Annotated in this window: 20 protein-coding genes; 16 read left to right on the forward strand and 4 right to left on the reverse strand. The window is 38.1% G+C overall.

Annotated elements, in window-relative coordinates:
• The first annotated feature begins 56 nt into the window (after window positions 1-56).
• The 4 genes from rlmKL to H5126_RS09200 are packed head-to-tail and all read left to right on the forward strand — an operon-like array spanning window position 57 to window position 6,092.
• Complete coding sequence (gene rlmKL, locus H5126_RS09185) at window positions 57-2,174, forward strand: bifunctional 23S rRNA (guanine(2069)-N(7))-methyltransferase RlmK/23S rRNA (guanine(2445)-N(2))-methyltransferase RlmL (protein WP_138489126.1); 2,118 nt, start codon at window positions 57-59, stop codon at window positions 2,172-2,174.
• Window positions 2,167-2,406 (forward strand): glutaredoxin family protein, encoded by a 240-nt coding sequence (locus H5126_RS09190; protein ID WP_002961779.1) that lies wholly within the window; start codon window positions 2,167-2,169, stop codon window positions 2,404-2,406. The genes rlmKL and H5126_RS09190 overlap by 8 nt, the downstream gene beginning before the upstream one ends.
• 15 nt (window positions 2,407-2,421) lie before the next feature.
• Entirely contained in the window at window positions 2,422-4,335 is a 1,914-nt protein-coding gene (locus H5126_RS09195) for an ABC transporter ATP-binding protein (RefSeq protein ID WP_182719815.1), read from the forward strand.
• An 11-nt stretch (window positions 4,336-4,346) separates the two neighbouring features.
• Window positions 4,347-6,092, forward strand: coding sequence for a DUF3466 family protein (locus H5126_RS09200; RefSeq protein WP_182719816.1), 1,746 nt, complete (start codon window positions 4,347-4,349; stop codon window positions 6,090-6,092).
• Window positions 6,093-6,194: 102 nt separating this feature from the next.
• Here the strand turns inward: H5126_RS09200 and H5126_RS09205 are convergent, their stop codons facing one another.
• A complete protein-coding gene (locus tag H5126_RS09205) occupies window positions 6,195-6,701 on the reverse strand; it encodes a DUF2062 domain-containing protein (RefSeq protein WP_024595571.1) in 507 nt (168 codons plus the stop codon).
• Between H5126_RS09205 and H5126_RS09210 the strand changes: the two genes are divergently transcribed.
• The 7 genes from H5126_RS09210 to tcdA are packed head-to-tail and all read left to right on the forward strand — an operon-like array spanning window position 6,681 to window position 14,142.
• Complete coding sequence (locus H5126_RS09210; protein ID WP_182719817.1) at window positions 6,681-8,948, forward strand: DNA internalization-related competence protein ComEC/Rec2; 2,268 nt, start codon at window positions 6,681-6,683, stop codon at window positions 8,946-8,948. The two genes, H5126_RS09205 and H5126_RS09210, sit on opposite strands and share 21 nt — an antisense overlap.
• 60 nt (window positions 8,949-9,008) lie before the next feature.
• On the forward strand, window positions 9,009-10,754 hold the full coding sequence (gene msbA, locus H5126_RS09215; RefSeq protein ID WP_182719818.1) for a lipid A export permease/ATP-binding protein MsbA: 1,746 nt from the start codon (window positions 9,009-9,011) through the stop codon (window positions 10,752-10,754).
• Window positions 10,751-11,731: a tetraacyldisaccharide 4'-kinase gene (gene lpxK, locus H5126_RS09220; protein WP_182719819.1), complete on the forward strand. Its 981-nt coding sequence runs from the start codon at window positions 10,751-10,753 to the stop codon at window positions 11,729-11,731. The genes msbA and lpxK overlap by 4 nt, the downstream gene beginning before the upstream one ends.
• The gene (locus tag H5126_RS09225; RefSeq protein ID WP_002961789.1) at window positions 11,721-11,918 is read left to right on the forward strand and encodes a Trm112 family protein; all 198 of its coding nucleotides are present in this window, start codon (window positions 11,721-11,723) and stop codon (window positions 11,916-11,918) included. Before lpxK ends, H5126_RS09225 begins: the two co-directional genes overlap by 11 nt.
• Window positions 11,906-12,667: a 3-deoxy-manno-octulosonate cytidylyltransferase gene (kdsB, locus tag H5126_RS09230; protein ID WP_002961791.1), complete on the forward strand. Its 762-nt coding sequence runs from the start codon at window positions 11,906-11,908 to the stop codon at window positions 12,665-12,667. Before H5126_RS09225 ends, kdsB begins: the two co-directional genes overlap by 13 nt.
• The gene (locus H5126_RS09235; protein ID WP_182719820.1) at window positions 12,664-13,344 is read left to right on the forward strand and encodes a TIGR01621 family pseudouridine synthase; all 681 of its coding nucleotides are present in this window, start codon (window positions 12,664-12,666) and stop codon (window positions 13,342-13,344) included. Before kdsB ends, H5126_RS09235 begins: the two co-directional genes overlap by 4 nt.
• Entirely contained in the window at window positions 13,345-14,142 is a 798-nt protein-coding gene (gene tcdA, locus H5126_RS09240) for a tRNA cyclic N6-threonylcarbamoyladenosine(37) synthase TcdA (protein ID WP_002961793.1), read from the forward strand. It abuts the gene before it with no gap.
• A gap of 6 nt (window positions 14,143-14,148) precedes the next feature.
• On the opposite strand, the gene H5126_RS09245 is transcribed toward tcdA, so the two are convergent.
• The 3 genes from H5126_RS09245 to H5126_RS09255 form a co-directional block, all read right to left on the reverse strand.
• Window positions 14,149-14,565: a SufE family protein gene (locus tag H5126_RS09245; protein ID WP_165723481.1), complete on the reverse strand. Its 417-nt coding sequence runs from the start codon at window positions 14,563-14,565 to the stop codon at window positions 14,149-14,151.
• Window positions 14,566-14,598: 33 nt separating this feature from the next.
• Window positions 14,599-15,825, reverse strand: a complete 1,227-nt coding sequence (locus tag H5126_RS09250; RefSeq protein ID WP_182693765.1) for a SufS family cysteine desulfurase — start codon at window positions 15,823-15,825, stop codon at window positions 14,599-14,601.
• 115 nt (window positions 15,826-15,940) lie between these two features.
• Window positions 15,941-17,227: a citrate synthase gene (locus H5126_RS09255; RefSeq protein ID WP_002961796.1), complete on the reverse strand. Its 1,287-nt coding sequence runs from the start codon at window positions 17,225-17,227 to the stop codon at window positions 15,941-15,943.
• Window positions 17,228-17,647: 420 nt separating this feature from the next.
• On the opposite strand from H5126_RS09255, the gene sdhC reads away from it, so the two are divergent.
• From sdhC to sucA, 5 genes are all read left to right on the forward strand, one after another.
• A complete protein-coding gene (gene sdhC, locus H5126_RS09260; RefSeq protein ID WP_122975019.1) occupies window positions 17,648-18,025 on the forward strand; it encodes a succinate dehydrogenase, cytochrome b556 subunit in 378 nt (125 codons plus the stop codon).
• Window positions 18,016-18,363: a succinate dehydrogenase, hydrophobic membrane anchor protein gene (gene sdhD, locus H5126_RS09265; protein WP_002961798.1), complete on the forward strand. Its 348-nt coding sequence runs from the start codon at window positions 18,016-18,018 to the stop codon at window positions 18,361-18,363. Before sdhC ends, sdhD begins: the two co-directional genes overlap by 10 nt.
• Window positions 18,364-20,136, forward strand: a complete 1,773-nt coding sequence (gene sdhA / locus H5126_RS09270; RefSeq protein ID WP_002961801.1) for a succinate dehydrogenase flavoprotein subunit — start codon at window positions 18,364-18,366, stop codon at window positions 20,134-20,136. It abuts the gene before it with no gap.
• A gap of 10 nt (window positions 20,137-20,146) precedes the next feature.
• Complete coding sequence (locus H5126_RS09275; RefSeq protein ID WP_002961804.1) at window positions 20,147-20,863, forward strand: succinate dehydrogenase iron-sulfur subunit; 717 nt, start codon at window positions 20,147-20,149, stop codon at window positions 20,861-20,863.
• Between the two features lie 91 nt (window positions 20,864-20,954).
• Complete coding sequence (gene sucA / locus H5126_RS09280) at window positions 20,955-23,774, forward strand: 2-oxoglutarate dehydrogenase E1 component (RefSeq protein WP_182719821.1); 2,820 nt, start codon at window positions 20,955-20,957, stop codon at window positions 23,772-23,774.
• The last annotated feature ends 1 nt before the right edge of the window (window position 23,775 follow it).

Genomic DNA, 23,775 nt, shown 5'->3' on the forward strand with positions numbered 1-23,775 from the left:
TTTGTCGCCCAACCTATGTTATAATCCTGCGCAATTAGCTATTAAGGGTTATTACTTTGCAATTTATCGCACTTACTTCTATCGGAATCGAAAATTTATTGGTTGATGAACTAACAGAACTTGGCGCAACTGTGTCTAAGCAAACTGTTGGTTCTGTTCGTTTTGAGGCTGACTCATTACTGGCGCAAAAGGTTTGTTTATCAAGTCGTTTTGCAACGCGTGTGCTTATGCTTATTGAAGAAAAAGAAGGCGTAGATGACAAGAATAGCCTGTATAATTTTGCTCGCTCGCAACCTTGGCAAGAGTGGTTTGGACCAACTCAAACATTCGCTGTCGACTTCAACGGTACCAATGACTCATTAAAAAACACACAATTTTCGGGTCTTGTAATAAAAGATGCGATTGTTGACTACTTTAATGATTTATACGAGCAGCGTCCTAACGTTGATAAGCAAGATGCAAATGTGCGTGTTGTTGCACGATTAAATCGTTACGGCGTTTCTATGTATATTGATTATTCGGGCCCTCGTTTGTCTGAACGTGGTTACCGTCAAGGTCAAGGTAAAGCACCAATTAAAGAACATTTAGCTGCTGCATTAATTAAACGAAGTGGTTGGCTTGATAATGTAAAACAACCTTTATTCGATCCATGTTGTGGTGCGGGTACTATTTTAATCGAAGCGGCTGGGATGGCACGAAACGAAGCACCGGGATTATTTCGTGAAGGCTTTGCTTTTGAGCGTTTACCCAGTTTTAGAGCCGCTAAGTTTAAAGAACTTAAAGAAGAGTTACTTGCTAACATTACCGATCCTAAATTGTGGTTAATTGGCCACGATTACGATGAACAAGTTTTAAATAAAGCGATTGATAATGCCAAACGTGCTGAGCTTGATGATGTTATTAAGTTTAAGCAAAGCGATGCAACTAAACTTACTGCTGTTGCAAAATTACCGGGTGTTGTAATTTCAAACTTACCTTATGGTGAACGTATTGGTTCTATGGCTGAGCTTGTTGATTTACACCGTAATTTAGGTGTTGGCTTTAAAAAGCACTTTAATCATTGGAAACTTGCCTTACTAGGTATGGACGAGAGCTTATTTAAACTTTTAAAACTTGTGCGCCTTAAGCGTTATAAGTTTAAAAATGGCCCACTTGATGTTGAACTTAACTTATATCAATTAGATGATAAGCAAGTAAGTTTGACTACCGATGATAAAAAAGCGCTTAATTTTGAGGGCTCTACGTCATTCGCAAATAGATTGAAAAAGAATAAGCAAGGCTTAAAAAACTGGCTTAAACAAAATAAAGTAGACGCTTATCGTGTTTATGAAGCGGATATCCCTGAGTACAATGTTGCTGTAGATATTTACGGTGATTCTGCGGTTATTTTTGAATATGCAGCGCCTAAAGAAATTGATGAAAAAACATCAGAAAAACGCCTGCAAGACGTAATAACATTGACTTCGCAACAACTTGATATCTCACCTGAAAATATTGCTGTAAAAGTGCGTAAAAAGCAAAAGGGCGAAGAGCAGTATACGGCCATGTCTAAACAAAACCGAACTATGGTAGTTGAAGAGTTTGGTGCTAAGTTTAAAGTTAATTTATTTGACTACTTAGACACAGGTTTGTTTTTAGATCACCGTTTAATGCGTCGTTATATTCAAGAAAATGCGAAAGATAAGCGCTTTTTAAACTTGTTTGCATACACAGGTACTGCCTCTGTGCATGCTGCACTTGGTGGCGCTAAAGCAATTACAACAGTTGATTTATCTAAAACCTATTTAAAATGGGGCCAAGATAACTTCGATTTAAACAATATCAGTAATACACGTTACCGTTTTGAACAAGCAGATTGTTTAAAATGGTTAGAGCATGCGACAGCACAATATGATTTGATATTTTTAGACCCTCCAACGTTCTCAAACTCAAAACGTATGAAAGACGCGTTTGATGTGCAAAGTGATCACATTAAATTATTAACGTGGGTTAAAAAGATCTTAAGTCCATCAGGTACTTTGATTTTCTCTAATAACAAACGTGGTTTTGTAATGGATGAAGTTGGCCTGATTGGTTTAGGTTTAAAAGCCGTTAATATCTCAGATAAAACGCTATCACCAGACTTCAAACGTAATAAAAAAATCCATAATAGCTGGCTAATTACGCATGGCTAAATGGATTTTATATCATACTGATGGTTGCCACTTGTGCGAACAGGCTGAGCAACTTATCACTGATGTACTAAATGACAACAGTGAGTTATTACTAATCGATATTATGACTGATGAGCAGCTTATTGCTGAGTATCAAATTACTATTCCTGTATTAAAAAGTGAAAAAGGCGAGAAATTATATTGGCCTTTTACTTTACACTCTGTGCGCGAATTTTTAGCACAAGCAGAATAAGAGCAAATAAGAACTATGGATTTAATAAGAATTTTAAAAGCACAACTTGCTTTTGGTACACATGCTTTGCTTAACAAAGCAGACGCTGTTATAGAAAGTGGCGAAAGAGTGTGTGTAGTTGGTCGAAATGGCGCGGGTAAGTCAACGTTATTAAAAGTACTTGATGGACAAGTTGTTTTAGATGACGGTGAAATAAATCAGCTTGGTGGCATTCGAATTTCTCGTTTAGAGCAAGATCCACCAAAAGGTGCAAGCGGAACAGTATTTGATTACGTTGCGCAGGGTATGCCGGAAATCGCTAACCTACTCATTGATTTTCATCATGTTAGCAACGAACTGCAAACACAATGTACTGATAAGTTATTAAATAAACTTGAACGTTTATCAAACCAACTTGAAGCCGCTGATGGTTGGCGTTTTGATAGCCGAATTCAATTAGTTTTGACACAATTAGAATTAACACCAGAGGCTAAACTTGAGTCCCTTTCTGGTGGCTGGTTACGTAAAGTAGCACTTGCGCGTGCACTTGTAAGTGAGCCTGACTTATTATTACTAGATGAGCCAACAAACCATTTAGATATGGCTAGTGTAATGTGGCTTGAACAGTTTTTAAAAGAATTTAAAGGCGGCATTGTATTTATATCGCATGACCGTGCGTTTATTCGCGCTGTTGCTACGCGTATTTTAGATTTAGATCGCGGTAAACTTATTTCGTACCCAGGTGATTACGCGACTTATCTAGAGCAAAAAGCGCATGATTTAAAAGTAGAAGAAGCGCAAAATGCATTGTTTGATAAGCGTTTAGCTGAAGAAGAAACGTGGATTCGCCAAGGTGTTAAAGCGCGAAGAACGCGTAACGAAGGGCGTGTTCGAGAGCTAAAACAGCTACGTAATGAGCGCAAGCAACGTGTTGATCAAGTTGGAAAAACTGACTTTAATATTGAAACAGCTGATCGCTCAGGTAAGTTGGTATTTGAAGCTAAGAACCTTTGCCATGCATTTAAAGACAAAGTTATTGCTGATGATTTTTCGACACTTGTAATGCGTGGCGACAGAATTGGCTTAGTAGGCCCAAATGGTATTGGTAAAACAACACTATTAAAACTAATGTTTGGTGATTTAGAACCTGATAGTGGTATTACTAAGCAAGGTGTTAATTTAGAGTTTGCTTACTTTGACCAATACCGTGAAAAACTTGACGAAGAAGCAACTGTTCAAGATAACGTTGCCGAAGGTAAACAAGAAGTGATGATGGGCGGTCGTTCACGCCATGTTTTAGGTTACCTGCAAGACTTTTTGTTCCCTCCAGCACGCGCTCGAACCCCGGTTAAAGCACTCTCTGGTGGTGAAAAAAATAGACTGCTATTAGCTAAACTGTTTTTAAAACCATCTAATATACTTGTTCTCGATGAGCCAACGAATGACTTGGACATTGAAACGTTAGAGTTACTAGAGGACATTATTAATCAATATCAAGGTACAGTGCTGATTGTAAGCCATGACCGAGAATTTATTGATAATACATGTTCTAGTGTATGGGCATTTGAAGGCAATGGTAAAGTAACAGATATCGTCGGTGGTTATAGCGACTATGAAGCTTATGTAGGTTACATAGCTGAACAAGAAAAAAAAATTCAGCAACAACCAGTAAAAAAAGTTGAAAAAGTAGCCGCTCCAGCTGCAAAACCAGCAGCTAAGACAAATAAACTCTCTTACAAATTAAAACTTGAATTAGAGCAACTACCGAATAAAATGGAAAAACTAGAAGCTGAAATTGAAGCTCAACAAGCTGTAGTGAGTGACGCAAACTTTTTTAAACAAGAGAGTGATGTAACAACTAAAGCATTGAACCATTTAGCACAACTTGAGTCTGACCTTGAAGCTGCCCTTGAGCGCTGGGAAGAACTTGAAGAATTACAGAATCAGTAGTAAGGATTAAAATGAAATATAAATTACTCGCTGCCAGTATTTTAGCGACATTAAGCACTTCAGCAACAAGTGCGACGTACCAGTTAAGTGAATTAGGGACTCTTGAATACGCTAAATATTCTTATGTAACAGATGTAAGCGAAAGCGGGCATATTATTGGTTTCGCAAATGGTTTATACAATTTACCTATTGATACAAGCTATATAGATTTTACTGAAAACCTTATTGAAAATAGCTATGACAATACAGAGGCAGCATTTGAATTAAGTGATAAAGAGATTACCTTCACACTTGATGACATTGAAAATAATGATGCGGTACTTACTAATGCTGATGCACACACTTTCATGGTTAGTTTTTTATCTTCAATTTCTACAAATTTTGAATATCAAAAATTAAGCTCATTAGTAGGCATAAAATATAATGATACACAAATAACTGAGCAACCATTATTTGATATTGCATCTGTTGATTATGACGGACTAACACGTTCAACTACTAACCTTTTTAATGCTGTAACTGAAGATGGTGTTACAGTCGGTTGGGGAAGCGCTCCATACGATAAAGTATCTTTTACACCTGATGGTGAAGATGATGCAGAAACATGGTTTACTCATGAATTTATAGAGCGTGGGATTGTAATAAGCGCTGATGGCAGTGTAAGTGTTGAGTTAGAGCCTGAGTTTAATGAATACGGTGGTACAAGTCGTGCCAACGATATTATTAAAACTAACAGTGGTTATACCGTTGTAGGTAACATGTCTACAAGCATTCCAGATGACAGACAAGATAATATTGATGATAACTGTGATAATGAAGACGAACCTACGTCAGTATGTATCAACTTGTTAAATACAAATATTACACGAGGCTTATTTAATAAGCGCGCTGTTAAATGGGAACTTGATGAATCACTTAATATCACGTCTGTTGAAGAGCTTGGTATGGCACTGACACCTGACGAAGGTGAAGCGGAAGATGATGCATTTACAAGTACTGCTTTAGCAGTGAACAACAACGGGACAATTGTAGGATCATCGAATACACGTTATTACAAAAATGACGATACAATTCTTACAATGCCAGTTTATTTTAAAGACGGTGCGGTTGTTGATTTTATTAATCAAGAAGATGACTGGCAGTCTGGTAAATCAATTGCTATTAATGATAACGATGTAATTACAGGTTATGCAACTAAGCGTATTGAAGGCACTCTTCGTAATAAATTCTTTTACCATGATATAGCAACGGGTAGTACGGTTTTCCCTACTGATTACTTTTCAAGCTCAAGTTCTTACGGTAACGATATAAACAACCAAGGTTATATTGTAGGTGAAGGGGAAGTGGGTGTTTCCGATAGCTCGCGACTCAAAGAGGCCTTTATTTACAAAATTGGTGAAGACAAAATCACTAATCTAAACGATTTACTGCCTTGTTATGACACCGACGGTGAAACTGATTACGCTTATACTATGGTTGAAGCGACTGCTATCAACGAAAATAATGAAATATTTGGTACTGCGACTAAAACAGTTGAAAAGCTAGATTCATTAGGCGGTGTAGTAACTGATATTAATGGTGAAATTGAATATGAGAGTATTGCAATAGCAGTTAAACTAACGCCAATTGCAAATGGTGAAGTAGAAAGCTGTGCTCCAGTAGAAGCTGAAGTTTATGAGCGTAACTCTGCTAGCTTCCCTTGGTATACATTATTGTTATTACCACTGGTTGGCTTAAGGCGTGTATTTCGCTTTTAAAGTTTATTGATTATAAAAAAACCAACTTGATAAAGTTGGTTTTTTTTCGTCTATAATATTTTATTAGATTAGAATTGCAGCGATTATTTAGCTTTAACGCCACTAATTATTTCGTGATAACCATGCTTTTTTCACAGAGCGGCGCCAAATTATATCAATACCAAAATATCCTATAATTGATGCAATAGAAGCACATACTAATGAACCTAATAAAAATGCAGGACCAATTGTTTCTATACTTTCTAAAAACCAAGACCAACTTGCTTCAAATACAAAGTGTTGTTCTGGCTGATTAAGTATTAACGTACCCACTAAGTATGAGCCATAAAAGATAGGTGGCATGGTTAATGGATTCGTAAGCCATACTAAAGCAACTGATATGGGTAAATTAACCCTAAATAATATAGCACCTGCTGCGGCTAAAACCATTTGAAAAGGAACAGGGATGAAAGCAAAAAATAACCCGACCGCGAAGGCCCCTCGAGCTGAACGTCTATTTAAATGCCAAAGATTTGCGTCTTGCAAAAGTCGTCCAAATATTTTTAGTGATTTATGATGTCTAATTTTATTTGGATCAGGTAAAAATCTTTGGATCGTTTTTTTAGCCATTTAAAGCAACCATTTACATCAGTGTGGATAAGTCTTGGGTTTGTAATTGGCTGTGTAGCAACCGTGTTTTATTATCAAACTCTCGAATTTACAGTCTTCACAATTTTCATTGTAATAGTGAGCGCTTATTTTAAGCCGTTTTTAAACGTATTGTTAGGCTTTATTTGTGCAATTTGCTTTGTTGGTATGCATTTTTACCTTTTTTATAGTTTTGAAATACCAAAACCGAACGAAAAGTATGCACTTGATTCTACATTAGTTGTTGAAGAGATTATTTCTGATAAAAAACCTCAGTATATCAAAGCCAAAATAGTGGCATTAGATGGGAGTAGCTTTTCGAATTTTAGAGCACCCAAAGCAATGCTCAGTGTTAATTCTGCACAGCCTTTTACAGTCGGGGATGAATTCTCTGCATTAATCCATTTAAAATATTTTCGCAGTAATAAAAATTTTAATGTGTTTGATACTGAACGTTATGCATTTATAAATAGAATATTATTTAAAGGCAAAGTTCTCAATAAAGAGCTTAATATAATACACAGCGATAAACAAAGCATCGTACTAGATTATCAAAACTTCATTAAAAATACCTATACAAATACAAGATTGCAGTGGCTCTATTATGCATTACTCAGTGGTGATAAATCGTTAATGAGCTATACAGATAAACAATTAATGCAATCACTTGGGTTAAGTCATTTACTGGCTATATCGGGTTTACATATTGGTTTGATTTTTAGCTTTGGTTATTTATTCATTCGATTTATCTGTACGAAAATAAACTTTTCAATTGGTCAATCATTTAACCTTACACTTTACTACAGTTCGTTCGGTTTTATAGCTGCATTAGTTTACGTATATTTAAGTGACTTTTTAGTATCAGCAACGCGAGCACTAATTATGCTGGGTTGTTATTTGTTACTTTATTTTCTTGCTAAGCAGCCGCTGCGATGGCGGAGTATTTTATTTGCCTTGGTAATAGTGCTTGCTGTTAACCCATTTAATTTACTTAATCCAGGTCTGTATTTTTCATTTTTAGCGGTCGCTATAATTTTTACTGTTATTAATAAATTACCAATATTAAATACACGAATCAAAAACAAAATTATTGCGTTATTTGTTATTCAAGTAGCATTGTTTATAGGTTTATTACCACTTTCACTTTATTTTTTTAATGGCGTAAGTATTGCGGGCCTAGTCATTAACTTAATTGCGATACCGTTTCTTTCCATCATTATTTTGCCATTTTTGATTGTTTTTACATTACTGAGTACTTTTTTAGATATAGGTAATTTAATACATTTGTTTGATACAGGGTTATATGCGTTATTTAAATTACTTTATGAAATACCCGAGTCGTTAAGATGGCTGACAACAGGAAGAATCGAGTTAATATTCGTCATTTTTACCTATATTACTATGTTGATGATTTACTTCCTCCCCTATAAATTGTTCTCTTTCATTCCTTTAACAGTACTTTTATTGAATAATCTTCTAAAAGAAAAGCCTAACTGGCAACTTCATGTGTTTGATGTTGGGCATGGTCTCATGGCATTAATTGAAAAAGATAACCAAGTGCTTATCTATGATTTTGGTCCAAGTTATTTTAATCGTTTTAGCCGTACGCGAAGTATTTTATTGCCTTATATAAAAGCAAATAATTTCACAGTAAAAACAGCGATTCTAAGTCATGAAGACAGCGATCACGCTGGAGGAATACAGCATTTTATTGAAGCTGGATTTGGGGAAACATTAAAGCAATTTCATCCTGAAAATACACTTAATGTGTGTGAAGTCCAAAGTGTTGATTTTGTCGGTTTAAGAGTAGAAAGCTTTAGCACTATAGGGTATGGAAATGAAAACGACGATTCATGCGTTGTTAGAGTATCGAGTAATACTTATAGTGTGTTATTTACAGGTGATATATCAAAATCCCGTGAAGCCTCATTATTAGCTAATAATACATCGTTGAAAAGTACAGTCATGTTAAGCCCGCATCATGGCAGTGATACATCCTCAAGTGTTAATTTTATTAGTTATGTTGGCCCTAAAGTTGTGATTCATTCAAGTGCTTATAAAGGACAGTGGGAATTTCCCAAGCCCGTTGTTGTCGAGCGTTACAAAGCAATAAGCGCCGAGCAATTTACAACAGGCGTTGAAGGACAAATTAGTATTAAATTCTACTCAAACAATTTGGTCATAGAAACAGCAAGAGGGCAGGAAAGTTATTGGTTTATCAAAGATTGACGTTTAGTTTTATCTCATCGAAGGATACAATACAGGGAGTTACTGTATTTAGAGAGTGTTATGGATCAAAGTACTGCACAAATTTATAAACGTCTTGTCTCGTATGTTGGCGCATACAAAAGCGTCGCTTTTATCGCAATTGTTGGGATGATAGGCTATTCAGCAATGGATGCTTTATTCATTCAATTAATGAAGCCGTTTATTGATCAAGGTTTAAACCAGCGAAATACAGAAGTTTTAAAGTACGCTCCTTTTGTAGTTATCGCGTTAGTACTGGGGCGTGGTGTTTTTAACTTTATGTCTTCGTACTGTTTAAGTTATGTGGGCTCTCAAGTTGTACGCTCTTTACGCCAAGAGTTATTTGAGCACATATTGCATTTACCCGTTTCTTTTCATGACAAAAACTCTACAGGCGATTTAATTTCAAAAATCACTTTTGATACAGAGCAAGTTCAACAAGCAATTACTAAAGCGTTACTTATTGTTGTACGTGAAGGGGCCTTTGTTGTCTTTTTACTTGGTGTAATGTTTTATACCAGTTGGAAGCTCTCACTTATATTTTTAGTCATCATCCCTCTCGTTGCCATTATTGTAGCGGTTGTATCGAAACGTTTTCGCCATATTTCTAAAAGTATTCAATCAGCTATGGGGCAGGTTACACGTAGCTCTGAACAAATGCTTAGCGGACATAAAGTTATTCATGGATTTGGCGGACAAGACCAAGAAATAAACCATTTCTCAAAGATTAATAATCATAATCGCCAGCAGCGCATTAAAATGGATGCGACAAAAGCTTTAAGTGTATCAATTATTCAAATACTAGCTGCCAGTGCCATGGCTGTTATTTTATGGGCTGTATCTCTTCCATCAATGATTGATACGATTACCTCAGGTGACTTCATGGCATTGATTGCCTCAATGATGATGCTATTGCGACCGCTAAAACAACTCGCCAATGTTAATAGCGATATGCAGCGTGGTATCTCTGCAGCTCAAAGTATATTTTTAGTGTTAGATGAAGAAATGGAAAAAGATACTGGCACCGTTTCAGTCGATAAAGTTAAAGGGGTAATTGAAGTTAAAAATGTAACCTTTAAGTACCCAACAAAAGATGAAGCCGTATTAAACGATTTGTCGCTAACGATTAAAGCGGGTGAAAGTATTGCCTTAGTTGGGCGCTCAGGCTCGGGTAAATCAACAATTTCTAATTTATTACCACGCTACTATGACTTAGAGTTACCGAGTGAAATATTACTTGATGGTATAGCCCTGCAGGATTATAAATTAACAGATTTGCGTCGCCAATTTGCTTTAGTGTCTCAGCAGGTCGTGTTATTTAACGATACGATTGCTAACAATATTTGTTATGGCATAAAGCATGATGTGTCTGAGGAAGAATTAGAGCAAGTTGCTAAACAAGCGCATGTTTGGGAGTTTGTTAAAGACCTGCCAGAGCAATTAAACACCATGGTAGGTGAAAATGGTGTAATGCTCTCCGGCGGTCAACGCCAGCGTATAGCGATAGCACGTGCAATATTAAAAGACGCACCTATTTTGATTTTAGACGAGGCTACATCAGCACTTGATACCGAATCTGAAAAGCTTATTCAGCAAGCATTAGAAACGCTAATGAAAGATAAAACCTCAATTGTTATTGCGCATCGCTTATCTACTATCGAAAACAGTGACCGAATTTATGTTATTGATAACGGTCGTGTGATAGAAAGTGGCGATCATAGTAGCTTATTAGCTAATGACGGTACTTATTCAGCACTTTGCAAAATGCAGTTTGGTGATCAGGCGTGAGCAAAATAGAGCAAAGCTGGTATAAACCATTTGGTCTAATTACTTTATTGTTATTACCATTAAGTGCTTTGTTTTGGGTTGTATCGTCATTTCGAAAACTCTTGTACAGCGCAAAAATACTTAAACCTTTTGAGTGCAAAACGCCTGTAATTGTAGTTGGCAATATAAGTGTTGGCGGTAATGGTAAAACGCCTTTTGTTTTGTGGCTGTATGGTCATTTAACACAGCAAGGTTTATCAGTGGGAATTATTAGTAGAGGATATGGTGGGCAATCAAAAAATTACCCGCTTTTAGTTACTGAGCTTGTAGATGCTCAGCAGGCTGGAGATGAGCCCGTACTTTTATACCATCGTTTAAAGTGCCCAATAGCGGTTGGGCCTAATAGACAACACAATATCGATTTATTAGAAAATAATTATACACTCGACGTTATTATTTCTGATGATGGAATGCAGCATTATAAAATGCCTCGTAGCATTGAGTGTTGTATTGTTGATAGTGAGCGTCGTTTTGGTAATGGCTTTGTTATGCCAGCAGGGCCACTTCGTGAAACAACTAAACGTTTGCAAAGTGTCGATATAGTAATTGAAAATGGTGGTGAGGCTAATAATAGCTACACATTACAAGTAAGTAATCTTCGCTTGGTTAATTCAAGCGATTATGCAAAAAGTAACGTAAGTGAAGCACATGCAATAAGTGCAATTGGGAACCCTAAACGGTTTGAAAACTCATTAGAAGCACAAGATATTACGTTATTATCGACTCATCATTTTAGAGATCATTATGCTTATACAGTAGATGATTTTGCCCAATTTGGTGATGATTGCATTATAATGACCGAAAAAGATGCCGTTAAATGTAAGTCCTTTGCAAAGCCTAATTGGTATTATTTACCAGTAGATGCACAACCTACCGATAGCGTAATAAACACATTAAATTCAATATTAAAAGAAAAAGGAATACTCAATGGCCTTTGATACAAAATTACTCGAGATAATTGCGTGCCCTGTTTGTAAGGGAAAATTACGCTTTGATAGAGAAAACAACGAACTAATTAGCACAGCAGCTAAGCTTGCTTATCCTGTTCAAGATGATATTCCAGTATTACTTGAAAATGAAGCACGTGAGTTATCTTTAGAAGAGGTTGAAAAGTGGAATTCGTAGTTGTAATTCCTGCTCGTTTTGCATCGACCCGACTACCAGGTAAACCGCTTGCTGATATTTGTGGCAAGCCAATGGTTCAACACGTTTACGAAAAAGCATGTTTATCAGGTGCTAGTAAAGTAGTTATAGCAACCGATCATCAAAAAGTATTTGATGCAGTAAGTATGTTTACTAATGATGTAGTAATGACGCGTGAAGATCACCAGTCGGGTACTGAACGATTAGCTGAAGTGGTTGATTTGCTTAAACTTGATAGCAATACAATTGTGGTTAATGTACAAGGCGATGAGCCATTACTTGCACCAGAAAACGTATCTCAAGTTGCTGCACTATTAAGTGATTCAACAGCACCAATGGCAACGTTAAGTGTTGCTATTGAAGAACGTGATGAAGTATTTAATCCTAATGCCGTTAAAGTGGTTAGCGATATAAATAAAAATGCCCTGTATTTCTCTCGTGCAAGTATACCGTTTGATAGAAATACGATGATGGGTGATAGCACTGCCCTTAATTTAGCCCCGTTTCAACGCCATGTAGGTATTTATGCGTACAGAGCGGGTTTTATTAAACAATACATAGAGCTGAGTGTATCACCACTAGAATTACTTGAATCACTTGAGCAGTTACGTGTTTTGTATCACGGTTATAAAATTAAAATAGAACAAGCTCAAATAGCCCCTCATGCAGGTGTAGATACGCCTGATGACTTAGCTAAAGTGATAGCGCATATTAAAAGTAAAAACGTGTGAGTGAGCAAGTAAGTAAGATATTAAAAGTTGTTTATACACATAACGACTTTTATATTTTAGAAAAGCCAGCGGGTCTTAATTTTCATTCTGAAGAGGGACCCGGCTTTGTTGTTTTAGCCGAACAACAATTATTGCAAAAGCTTTATGCCGTTCATCGTTTAGATAAAGTGACATCAGGGCTGATTATTTTAGCGCGAAACAAAGCCGCTGCAGCCGCCTTTACTGTTATGTTTACTGAGCATGTGATTAATAAATTTTATTTAGCGATTAGTGATGCTAAACCAAAAAAGAAGCAGGGGTGGATAAAAGGCGATATGGCTAAGTCTCGCCGTGGCTCGTTTAAGTTACTAACGAGTACACTTAACCCTGCAATTACCCGATTCTATTCTCTGAGTTATAAGCCAGGGTTTAGAGGGTATATTTTAAAACCTTACTCTGGCAAAACACATCAACTAAGAGTGGCACTAAAAAGTGTGGGCGCAGCTATTTTAGGCGATGCAATGTATTCAGGCACGCCTTCTAATCGTACCTATTTACATGCATATGCGTTAAGCTTTTTATGGCAAGGTGAACAAATACAGCTAACTTTATTACCCGATAGTGGTGATGAGTATTTGGCGTTAATTAAACATCAAGATTTTCAAGCATGGCAATCGCCATGGCAACTGGATTGGTAAATGAGCGAAAAAGTTACAGATATACGTTTTGGTGGTATTAAACGTTTATATGGTCATCAACAGTTTGATTGGCTTCAAGAAGCACATTTTTGTGTAGTAGGTATTGGTGGTGTAGGAAGCTGGACAGCAGAAGCACTTGCACGTACTGGTGTTGGTAAAATAACACTTATAGATTTGGATGATATTTGCGCGACTAACGTCAATAGACAAATTCACGCGTTAACGGGCACTATTGGTCAAGCTAAAGTCGATGCAATGAAAGCGCGCTGCGAGCTTATTAACCCAGAATGCCAAATTAGTGTAATAGATGACTTTATTACGCTTGATAATATTCAAGAGCATATTCAAGGTTTTGATTATGTAATTGATTGTATTGATGCAGTTAAAGAAAAAGCAGCATTAATTGCTCACTGTAAACGTAATAAACTACCTATAATTACAACTGGTGGTGCTGGCGGGCAAACAGATCCTAGCCAAATAACTTTTGGTGATGTAGCTAAAACTACGCAAGACCCATTACTTGCAAAGGTGCGCTATATTTTGCGCAAGCAATATAATTTTAGTAATAATCCTAAACGTAAGTTTAATATTGATTGTGTTTACTCAACAGAGCAATTGGTTTACCCAGGAAGCGATGGCAGCGTATGTCATGCTAAGCAAAGTGCTGATGGCACAATGAATATGGACTGTAATAATGGTTTTGGCTCTGTGACTATGATCACAGGAAGCTTTGGTTTTTTTGTTGCTGCAAAAGCGGTGCGTAAATATCTAGATAAAAAACAACGCTCACAAGCTTAGTTTTAGTTAACTAAGCTTGTGTTGTGCCATGGTTTGTATCTTATCAACCATGGCTTTAATACCATTACCACGTGATGCGCTTAAGTGGCTTATAAGGCCGAGCTTTTCAAATTCTTCATACGCATTTTTATTCACTACCTGTTCTGGTGTAAGCCCGTTGTAAAGCGCTAAAATAATGGCTAATAATCCTTTTACTATACGAGTATCAGAGTCACCTATTACAACAAGTGTATTTTCGGTTAAGTCAAATTCAACGAACATCCATACTTTGCTTTCACAGCCTGGTACAAGTGCATCATCAGTTTTCAAAACATCAGCTAAAGCCGGTAACGTTTTTCCTAAAAGCATTATCTCACGATATTTTTGCTGCCAAGCGGTCGCATTTTTTATAGATTCTGTGACTTTTTTAAACGTATTTGTCATGAGTTATCCTAATTAATTCTATTAAACTGGCGTTCAATCTAATAAAGCGATACATTTTTTAAGTGAATCAATGAATATATCTACATCTTTGTAGGTATTATAAAAAGAAAAACTCGCTCTTAACGTTCCATTAAGCCCTAAATGTGTCATTAATGGTTGCGTACAATGGTGTCCACTTCTGACTGCAACCCCATATCCGTCAAGTAAAGTTGCCAAATCATAAGGATGTTCATCTTTAAAATTAAAACAGAGTGTACCAATATTGTCAGATAGGTTGCTGAATATGGTAATGCCATCCACCTTTACCAATTTTTGTGCCGCGTAACTAAACAATTCTTGTTCATATTGCTGTATTTGCACGTGATCTAATTCATTTAAATAGTCTAATGCGGCACCAAAGCCTAAAACTCCAGAAATATTTGGTGTGCCAGTTTCAAATTTTGCAGGCGCAGGGCGATAAGTGCTATGAGTTAAGTAAACTTTATCGATCATTTCACCGCCGGATTGGTAAATATCTAGCGTATTTAGCTCTTCATATTGGCCATAAAGTACACCTAAGCCTGTTGGACCGAGCATTTTATGGCTTGAGCAAACATAAAAGTCACAGTTTAATTCACGTAAATCGGGTTTTAAATGCAGTGCACCTTGGGCTCCGTCCACTAAAACAAGCGAATTCACCTCTTTTGCAGCTACAATTAGTGGCTTTAAATCAGTGATATTACCCAGTGTGTTCGATGCTTGTGTAATAGCTAATAAGGCAGGTTTTGTTTCTTTTATAAATTCACAGCATTGTTGGGTGTTTAGCGTGCCATTATTATTTAGCGGCAGAGAGACTAATTTAGCTCCCGTCTGTTGGCTTACTAGTTGCCAAGGCACTATGTTTGCGTGATGCTCAAGCGGAGATATTATTATGGTATGACTTTCATCTAAACGCTTTTTTAAGCCGTTAGCGACCAAATTTATGGCTTCTGTAGCACCTTTAGTCCATACAATCTCTTTACTTAAGACATTAAAAAACCTTGCAGCTTTATCCCGGACTTGTTCATAAGAATAAGTGGCCTGTTCGCTAAGTGTATGGCGTCCACGGTGTACATTTGCATTTTGAGACGTATAAAACTCAGTAATTGTATCTATAACTGATTGAGGCTTTTGTGAGGTTGCTGCTGAGTCTAAATAAACAAGCGGGCAGCCGTTTATTGTTTGATTTAATGTCGGGAAGTCTTTTCTAATTTTATTTATATCAAACTTTAAAGTAGGCATAGCTCATCTACATAGTGTTTTTAAGGCAGGGATTGTAATCGGTTTATGATAATTCTCAAGTGCTGTTAATAAAAAAAGGCCGCAAAATGCGGCCTTTTAAACTAACCAGCGCTAATTAACGCTTGTCAGTTGATACGTAGTCACGTTGAGTGTAACCAGTATACATTTGGCGAGGACGGCTGATCTTATGACCAGGTTGAGATAGCATCTCATCCCAGTGAGTGATCCAACCAACAGTACGTGCCATTGCAAAAATTACAGTGAACATGCTTGTTGGAATACCAATCGCTTTTAAGATAATACCAGAGTAGAAATCTACGTTAGGGTATAGTTTCTTCTCTACAAAGTACGGGTCTTCAAGGGCAATTTGCTCAAGCTTCATAGCAATATCAAGAAGTGGATCTTGGATATTTAGCTCAGCTAAAACTTCATGACACGTTTGACGCATTACTGTAGCACGTGGGTCGAAGTTTTTGTAAACGCGGTGACCAAAGCCCATAAGGCGGAATGGGTCAGCTTTGTCTTTAGCTTTAGCAACGTATTCATCAATACGATCCACAGAGCCAATCTCTTCTAACATGTTTAAACATGCTTCGTTAGCGCCGCCGTGAGCAGGTCCCCATAAAGAAGCAATACCAGCTGCAATACATGCATACGGGTTAGCACCTGATGAACCAGCAAGACGAACTGTTGAAGTCGATGCATTTTGCTCATGATCTGCATGAAGCATAAAGATTTTATCCATAGCTTTAGCAGTTACAGGGTTAACTTTATATTCTTCAGCAGGCACAGAGAACATCATGTGTAAGAAGTTTTCTGCATAGCTTAAATCGTTACGTGGGTATACAAACGGTTGGCCGATGTTTGTTTTATAAGCCATTGCAGCAATAGTTGGTAACTTAGCAACTAGCTTAACTGCACTTGTTTTACGTTGTTCTGCATCAGTAATATCAAGGTCTTCATGATAAAAAGATGATAATGCACCCACTACGCCACAAAGCATTGCCATTGGGTGAGCGTCAAAGCGGAAACCTTGGAAAAAGTTAGCAATTTTCTCGTCAAGCATAGTGCTTGTAGTGATTTCATTCTTAAAAACTTCGTATTGTTCTTTAGAAGGTAACTCACCATTTAAAAGTAAGTAGCAAAGCTCAATATAGTTAGAATCTTCAGCTAATTGCTCAATTGGGTAACCACGGTGAAGTAGTACACCTTTACCACCATCAATATAGGTGATTGCAGATTCACAAGAACCAGTCGACATGAAACCTGGGTCATAAGTAAAGTGACCATGTGAACCTAACGTACGTACGTCGATTACATCTTGGCCAGCAGTGCCTTGATAAATTGGAAGTTCGATTGGATCTAGTCCATCAATATGGACTGTGGCTTTTTTATCTGCCATCGCTATGTATCTCCTATTAAGATATCTATTCTGATTTTTAGATTTTAAAGTTCTGAAATCTGTTTTAAGCACATCTTCGCATTTTAACGTGAAAGAGGGGGTTAAAGTCAATTTTTATAAACATTATGCATATATGTATAATAAATATTCGGTATTAATTAAATATAATACTATTGGCTAATTCGCAAACATCTCTAAATAAACAAGAATTGTAAAAAGTCCTGTGGGTATATATACTAACGGTGGTTTTAAACCGTATTGTATTTGGGTAAACATATTCTTAACAGCTTAAAATTTACTGTTTTGTGAACTTTAACTATTTTGATACGTTTATTCTGATAGTTCCATCAGTAATATTTGGTGGGTTTTTAGAAAAACAAGTAGATGAGCTCCACTGTGAGCAAAGATGGGCAAGTAACTGTGAAAAAGCAAAGACCTGTAAATCTAGATCTAACAACTATATCTATGCCGGCAACGGCTAAAGCTTCAATTTTTCACCGCGTCACCGGTGTTGCATTGTTTTTTGCTTTAACGTTTGTCATTTGGGCTTGGTCTGAGTCTCTCTCTTCAGCTGAAGGTTTTGAATTCGTCAAGGGTCTGTTTAACGGATTCATTGCCAAATTTATAGCTTGGGGCACTGTTTCTGTATTAGGTTATCACCTTATTGGTGGCATCCGTCATATGATTATGGATATGGGACATTGGGAAGAACTTGAATCAGGTAACCTCAGCGCTAAAGTATCAATGGCTCTTGGTGTTGTGTTTGCCGTATTGGCAGGGGTGTGGATATGGTTTTAAATCAAGCAACTCTAAAACGTGATGGTGTACAAGATTTCGTATCTTTACGTACCACGGCATTAATAATCAGCGCGTACGCGATTTTTATTATCGGCTATTTTTTAGCGACGCCAGAAGTCACTTTCGAAGCCTGGACAGGCCTCTTCTCTAACCTAGCAATGAAAGGGTTTACTTTAATTACCCTTATTTGCATTATGGTTCATACCCGCATTGGCCTTTGGCAAGTTCTTACAGACTATGTTAAGTGTTCGAAGTTGCGTGCTGTATTAGGTTTTGTTTTAAACCTAATGGCCGTTGCTTACGTAGCTATTGGTCTAATCGTATTATGGGGTGTTTAAGTGAAATATTCTGTTCGTGAATTTGACGCCGTAGTAATTGGTGCAGGTGGTGCTGGTATGCGCGCTGCTTTAGCAATTACAGAATCTGGCAAAACGTGTGCATTAATATCTAAAGTATTTCCAACGCGCTCACACACTGTATCTGCTCAAGGTGGTATTACAGTAGCGCTTGGTAATTCACACGAAGACAACTGGGAATGGCATATGTACGATACCGTTAAGGGTTCCGATTTTATCGGTGACCAAGACGCTATTGAATACATGTGTCAAACTGGCCCAGAAGCTATTACTGAATTAGAAAACATGGGACTACCATTTTCTCGTTTTGAAAATGGCCGTGTTTACCAACGTCCTTTCGGTGGTCAATCGAAAAACTTTGGTGGTGAACAAGCCGCACGTACTGCTGCTGCAGCTGACCGTACTGGTCATGCTTTACTTCATCTTCTATATCAACAAAACGTTAAAAACAAAACAAATGTATTCTCTGAGTGGTATGCACTTGACTTAGTTAAAAACGACAATGGCGATGTAGTAGGGTGTACAGCAATTGAGATTGAAACAGGTGAAATCACTTTCTTCAAATCTAAAGCAGTTGTATTAGCCACTGGTGGTGCAGGTCGTATATTCGCATCAACAACAAATGCTCACATTAACACCGGTGACGGTGTTGGTATGGCAACACGCGCTGGTATTTCTATGCAAGACATGGAAATGTGGCAGTTCCACCCAACGGGTATTGCAGGTGCTGGTACGCTAGTAACTGAAGGTTGTCGTGGTGAAGGCGGTTATCTTTTAAATAAAGATGGCGAGCGCTTCATGGAACGTTACGCACCAAATGCAAAAGACTTAGCGTCTCGTGATGTTGTTGCGCGTTCAATGATGACTGAAATCCGTGAAGGTCGTGGTTGTGATGGTCCTTGGGGTCCTCATATCAAGCTGAAACTTGACCATTTAGGTGAAGAAACGCTTAACCTACGTCTTCCTGGCGTATGTGACTTAGCTAAAACTTTCGCTCACGTTGATCCAGCTAAAGAGCCAATTCCAGTAATTCCTACTTGTCATTATATGATGGGTGGTGTTCCTACTAACGTAAATGGACAAGCACTACAAATCGATGCTCAAGGCAACGAAAAAGTAGTTGAAGGTTTATTTGCTGTTGGTGAGATTGCATGTGTATCTGTACACGGTGCAAACCGCCTAGGTGGTAACTCATTACTAGATTTAGTTGTATTTGGCCGTGCTGCTGGTAACTTCTTAGGTAAGTACCTTAAAGATGTTGAAGTATCAAAAGCGGCTTCAGAGTCAGATTTAGAAGCGTCTCTTGCACGTTACAACCGTTGGGAAAATTCAACGGCTGGCCAAGGTGAAGATCCAGTTCAAATCAAAAAAGACCTACAGCAATGTATGCAGCTTAACTTCTCGGTATTCCGTGAAGGCGATTCAATGGCTTCTGGTCTTCAAGAACTTAAAGAAATTCGTGAACGTCTGCAACATGCTCGTCTTGATGATAAATCATCAGACTTCAATACGCAGCGTATCGAATGTCTTGAACTAGATAACTTAATGGAAACAGCTTACTCAACTGCAGTAGCTGCAAACTTCCGTACAGAAAGCCGTGGTGCACATTCTCGCTTTGACTACCCAGATCGTGATGACGAAAACTGGTTATGTCACTCAGTATTCAATCCTGTAACGGATGAAATGAGTAAGCGTGATGTAAACTATGCGCCTAAAACGCGTGAAGCTTTCCCACCTAAAGCACGTGTTTACTAGGAGATAGACGATGGCACAAGTACAATTTTCAGTTTATCGTTATAATCCAGATGTTGACAACGCTCCTCGTATGCAAGAATACACCTTGCAAACAGAGGAAGGTCACGACATGATGGTGTTAGATGCACTTATTCTTTTAAAAGAACAAGATCCTACACTATCTTTTCGTCGTTCATGCCGTGAAGGTGTGTGTGGATCTGATGGTGTTAACATGAATGGTAAAAATGGTTTAGCATGTATTACTCCTTTATCTACGCTACAAAAAAATGGCAAAGGTAAAATTGTAGTACGTCCATTACCAGGCTTACCTGTGGTTCGTGACCTTGTTATTGACATGAGTCAGTTCTACACTCAGTACGAAAAAGTTAAACCTTATTTAATTAATGATCAGCCTGCAGCAGGCGAGCGTCTTCAATCTATTGAAGAACGTGATAAATTAGATGGGCTATATGAGTGTATTTTGTGTGCATGTTGTTCGACATCGTGTCCTTCGTTCTGGTGGAATCCAGACAAGTTCATTGGTCCAGCAGGCCTTCTTCACGCTTACCGTTTCTTAGCTGATAGCCGAGATACAGCAACTGAAGAACGTTTAGCGGATTTAGACGATGCGTTCAGTGTGTTCCGTTGCCACAGTATCATGAACTGTGTTAGCGTTTGTCCTAAGGGTCTTAACCCGACTAAAGCAATTGGGCAAATCAAATCTATGTTATTAAACCGAGCGGTTTGATTACTTAGTAAACGTAAGATGGCTAATACAGATTATTAGCCATCTTGTTATGATAACTATTAATTTCTGCGCTAAAGAAAAGGGCTTATAAATGCACGAAGGTGTGATGAAGGCATGGCTAGAATCTTCACATTTAAACGGCGGCAACGTTGCTTATGTAGAAGAGCTTTATGAAGCGTATTTAGACGATGCGACTTCTGTGCCAGATGAATGGCGAGAAGTGTTCGAACAATTACCTAAAGTTGATGGTGTGGATGTTGAAGTAAAACATTCAGAAGTTCGAACGCAGTTTGCACAGCTTGCAAAAAACAAGCATAGAGAAGTAGTGGTAGCAGAGGGTAGTGGCGGTGACCTTAAACAGGTTAAAGTTCTACAACTTATTAATGCTTTCCGTTTTCGTGGACACCAAAATGCAAACCTAGATCCATTAGGTATTTGGCAACGAGAGCGTGTACGAGATTTAGAGCTAGAGTACCACGACTTATCTTCAAGTGATTTTGACCGCGAGTTTAACGTAGGATCGTTTGCCGTAGGCCGCGATACTATGCCTTTAGGTGAACTATACCAAGCACTAAAAACTACATATTGTGGTTCAATTGGCGCTGAGTATATGCACATCACATCAACAGAGGAAAAGCGTTGGTTACAACAGCGTTTAGAATCTGTCCAGTCTAGGCCAAAATTCGAAAAAGACGAAAAGCTGCGTATCCTAAAAGGATTAACTGCTGCTGACGGACTTGAAAAATATTTAGGGGCTAAGTTCCCAGGTGCTAAGCGTTTCTCACTTGAAGGTGGCGATGCGCTAGTTCCAATGTTAAAAGAGCTTATTCACCGCGCAGGTGAAAGCGGCCAACAAGAAGCTGTTATTGGTATGGCTCACCGTGGTCGTTTAAATGTTCTTGTAAATGTACTTGGTAAAAATCCATCAGAATTATTTGATGAGTTTGCTGGTAAACATAAAGAAACATTAAGTTCTGGCGATGTTAAATACCACATGGGTTATTCATCTGACTTTGCTACTAAAGGTGGCAATGTTCATATGGCGCTTGCGTTTAACCCGTCTCATCTTGAAATTGTAAATCCAGTTGTTATGGGCTCAGTACGTGCTCGTCTTGATCGCTTAGGTGACAGTTCTGGTATTAAAGCTTTACCAATTACAATTCATGGTGATTCTGCGGTTACAGGCCAAGGTGTTGTACAAGAAACGTTTAACTTATCACAAACTAACGCGTTTAGTTGTGGTGGTAGTATTCGTATTGTTGTAAATAACCAAGTTGGTTTTACTACATCAAAACAAGACGATGTACGCTCTACAGATTACTGTACTGACATTGCTAAAATGGTTCAGTCACCTATCTTCCATGTTAACTCTGATGACCCTGAAGCAGTTGCATTTGTTACTCAAATTGCACTTGATTTCAGAAACCAGTTTAAACGTGACGTAGTAATCGATTTAGTATGTTACCGTCGCCATGGTCACAATGAAGCTGATGAGCCTAATGCAACTCAGCCTGTTATGTACCAAAAAATTAAAAAGCACCCAGTTCCACGTTTAATTTACGCAGATCAACTTATAGCTGAAGGCTCTTTTTCTGAACAAGAAATAAAAGCACTTGCTGATGAGTACCGTAATGCATTAGACGAAGGCAACTGTGTTGTTTCAGAAATACAACCAGAGACATCGCATTCTTCAGATTGGGCAAAGTATGTTGGCCATGAATGGAATGTTGATTACGATGCCAGCGTACCTGTTGAAGAGCTCAAAGCACTCGGTGAGAAAGTCGCTTCTTACCCAGAGCAATATAAAGCACAGTCACGCGTTAAAAAGATTTACGATGATCGTAAATTAATGGCTTCTGGTGAGAAACCTCTAGATTGGGGTATGGCAGAAACACTTGCTTATGCAACAATTGCAACTGAAGGCACTGACATTCGTTTAACTGGTCAGGATTCAGGGCGTGGTACATTCTTCCATCGTCATGCTGTTGTTCACAGTCAATCAGACGGCGCTACTTATACACCTCTACAGCACTTAAGCGAAGATCAAGGTACTTTTGAAGTATTTGACTCTGTTTTATCTGAAGAAGCTGTTGTTGCTTTTGAATACGGTTATGCAACTGCAGAGCCTACTTCATTAGTGCTTTGGGAAGCACAGTTTGGTGATTTCGCCAACGGTGCACAAGTTGTATTTGACCAATTCCTAAGTTCTGGTGAGCAAAAATGGGGCCGTTTATGTGGTCTTACAATTTTGTTACCACATGGCTACGAAGGACAAGGTCCAGAACATAGTTCAGCTCGTTTAGAGCGTTTCCTACAACTATGTGCTGATCACAACATGCAAGTATGTGTTCCATCTACTCCTGCACAAGTTTACGCTATGCTTCGTCGTCAATCAGTTCGACCACTACGTCGTCCGTTGATTGTTATGACGCCTAAGTCGTTGCTTCGTCATCCTCTTGCAACTTCATCGCTTGAAGAGCTATCGCATGGTGTTTTCCATAATATGATCGACGAAGTTGATGATATTAACCCTGAGAAAGTTGAACGCGTTGTATTTTGTAGTGGTAAAGTTTATTACGAACTATTACAAGAGCGTCGTAAGCTAGAGCAAGATAATATTGCTATTGTTCGTGTTGAGCAGTTATATCCGTTCCCACATGACGAAATGCAAACAATTATGGAGCGTTACCAACACGTAACTGATTTTGTATGGTGTCAAGAAGAGCCACAAAACCAAGGTGCATGGTATTGTTCACAACATCACTTTATTGATGCAATCCCACAAGGTGCTAAATTAAAATATGCAGGACGTAAAGCGTCTGCATCACCAGCGTGTGGTTACATGTCAGTACATACTAAAGAACAACAAGCGCTCGTTGCCGACGCGCTTACTATAGAAAATAAAGGATAAG

The organism is Pseudoalteromonas sp. SG45-3, from assembly GCF_014164075.1.
GTDB classification, from domain to species: Bacteria; Pseudomonadota; Gammaproteobacteria; order Enterobacterales; family Alteromonadaceae; genus Pseudoalteromonas; species Pseudoalteromonas distincta.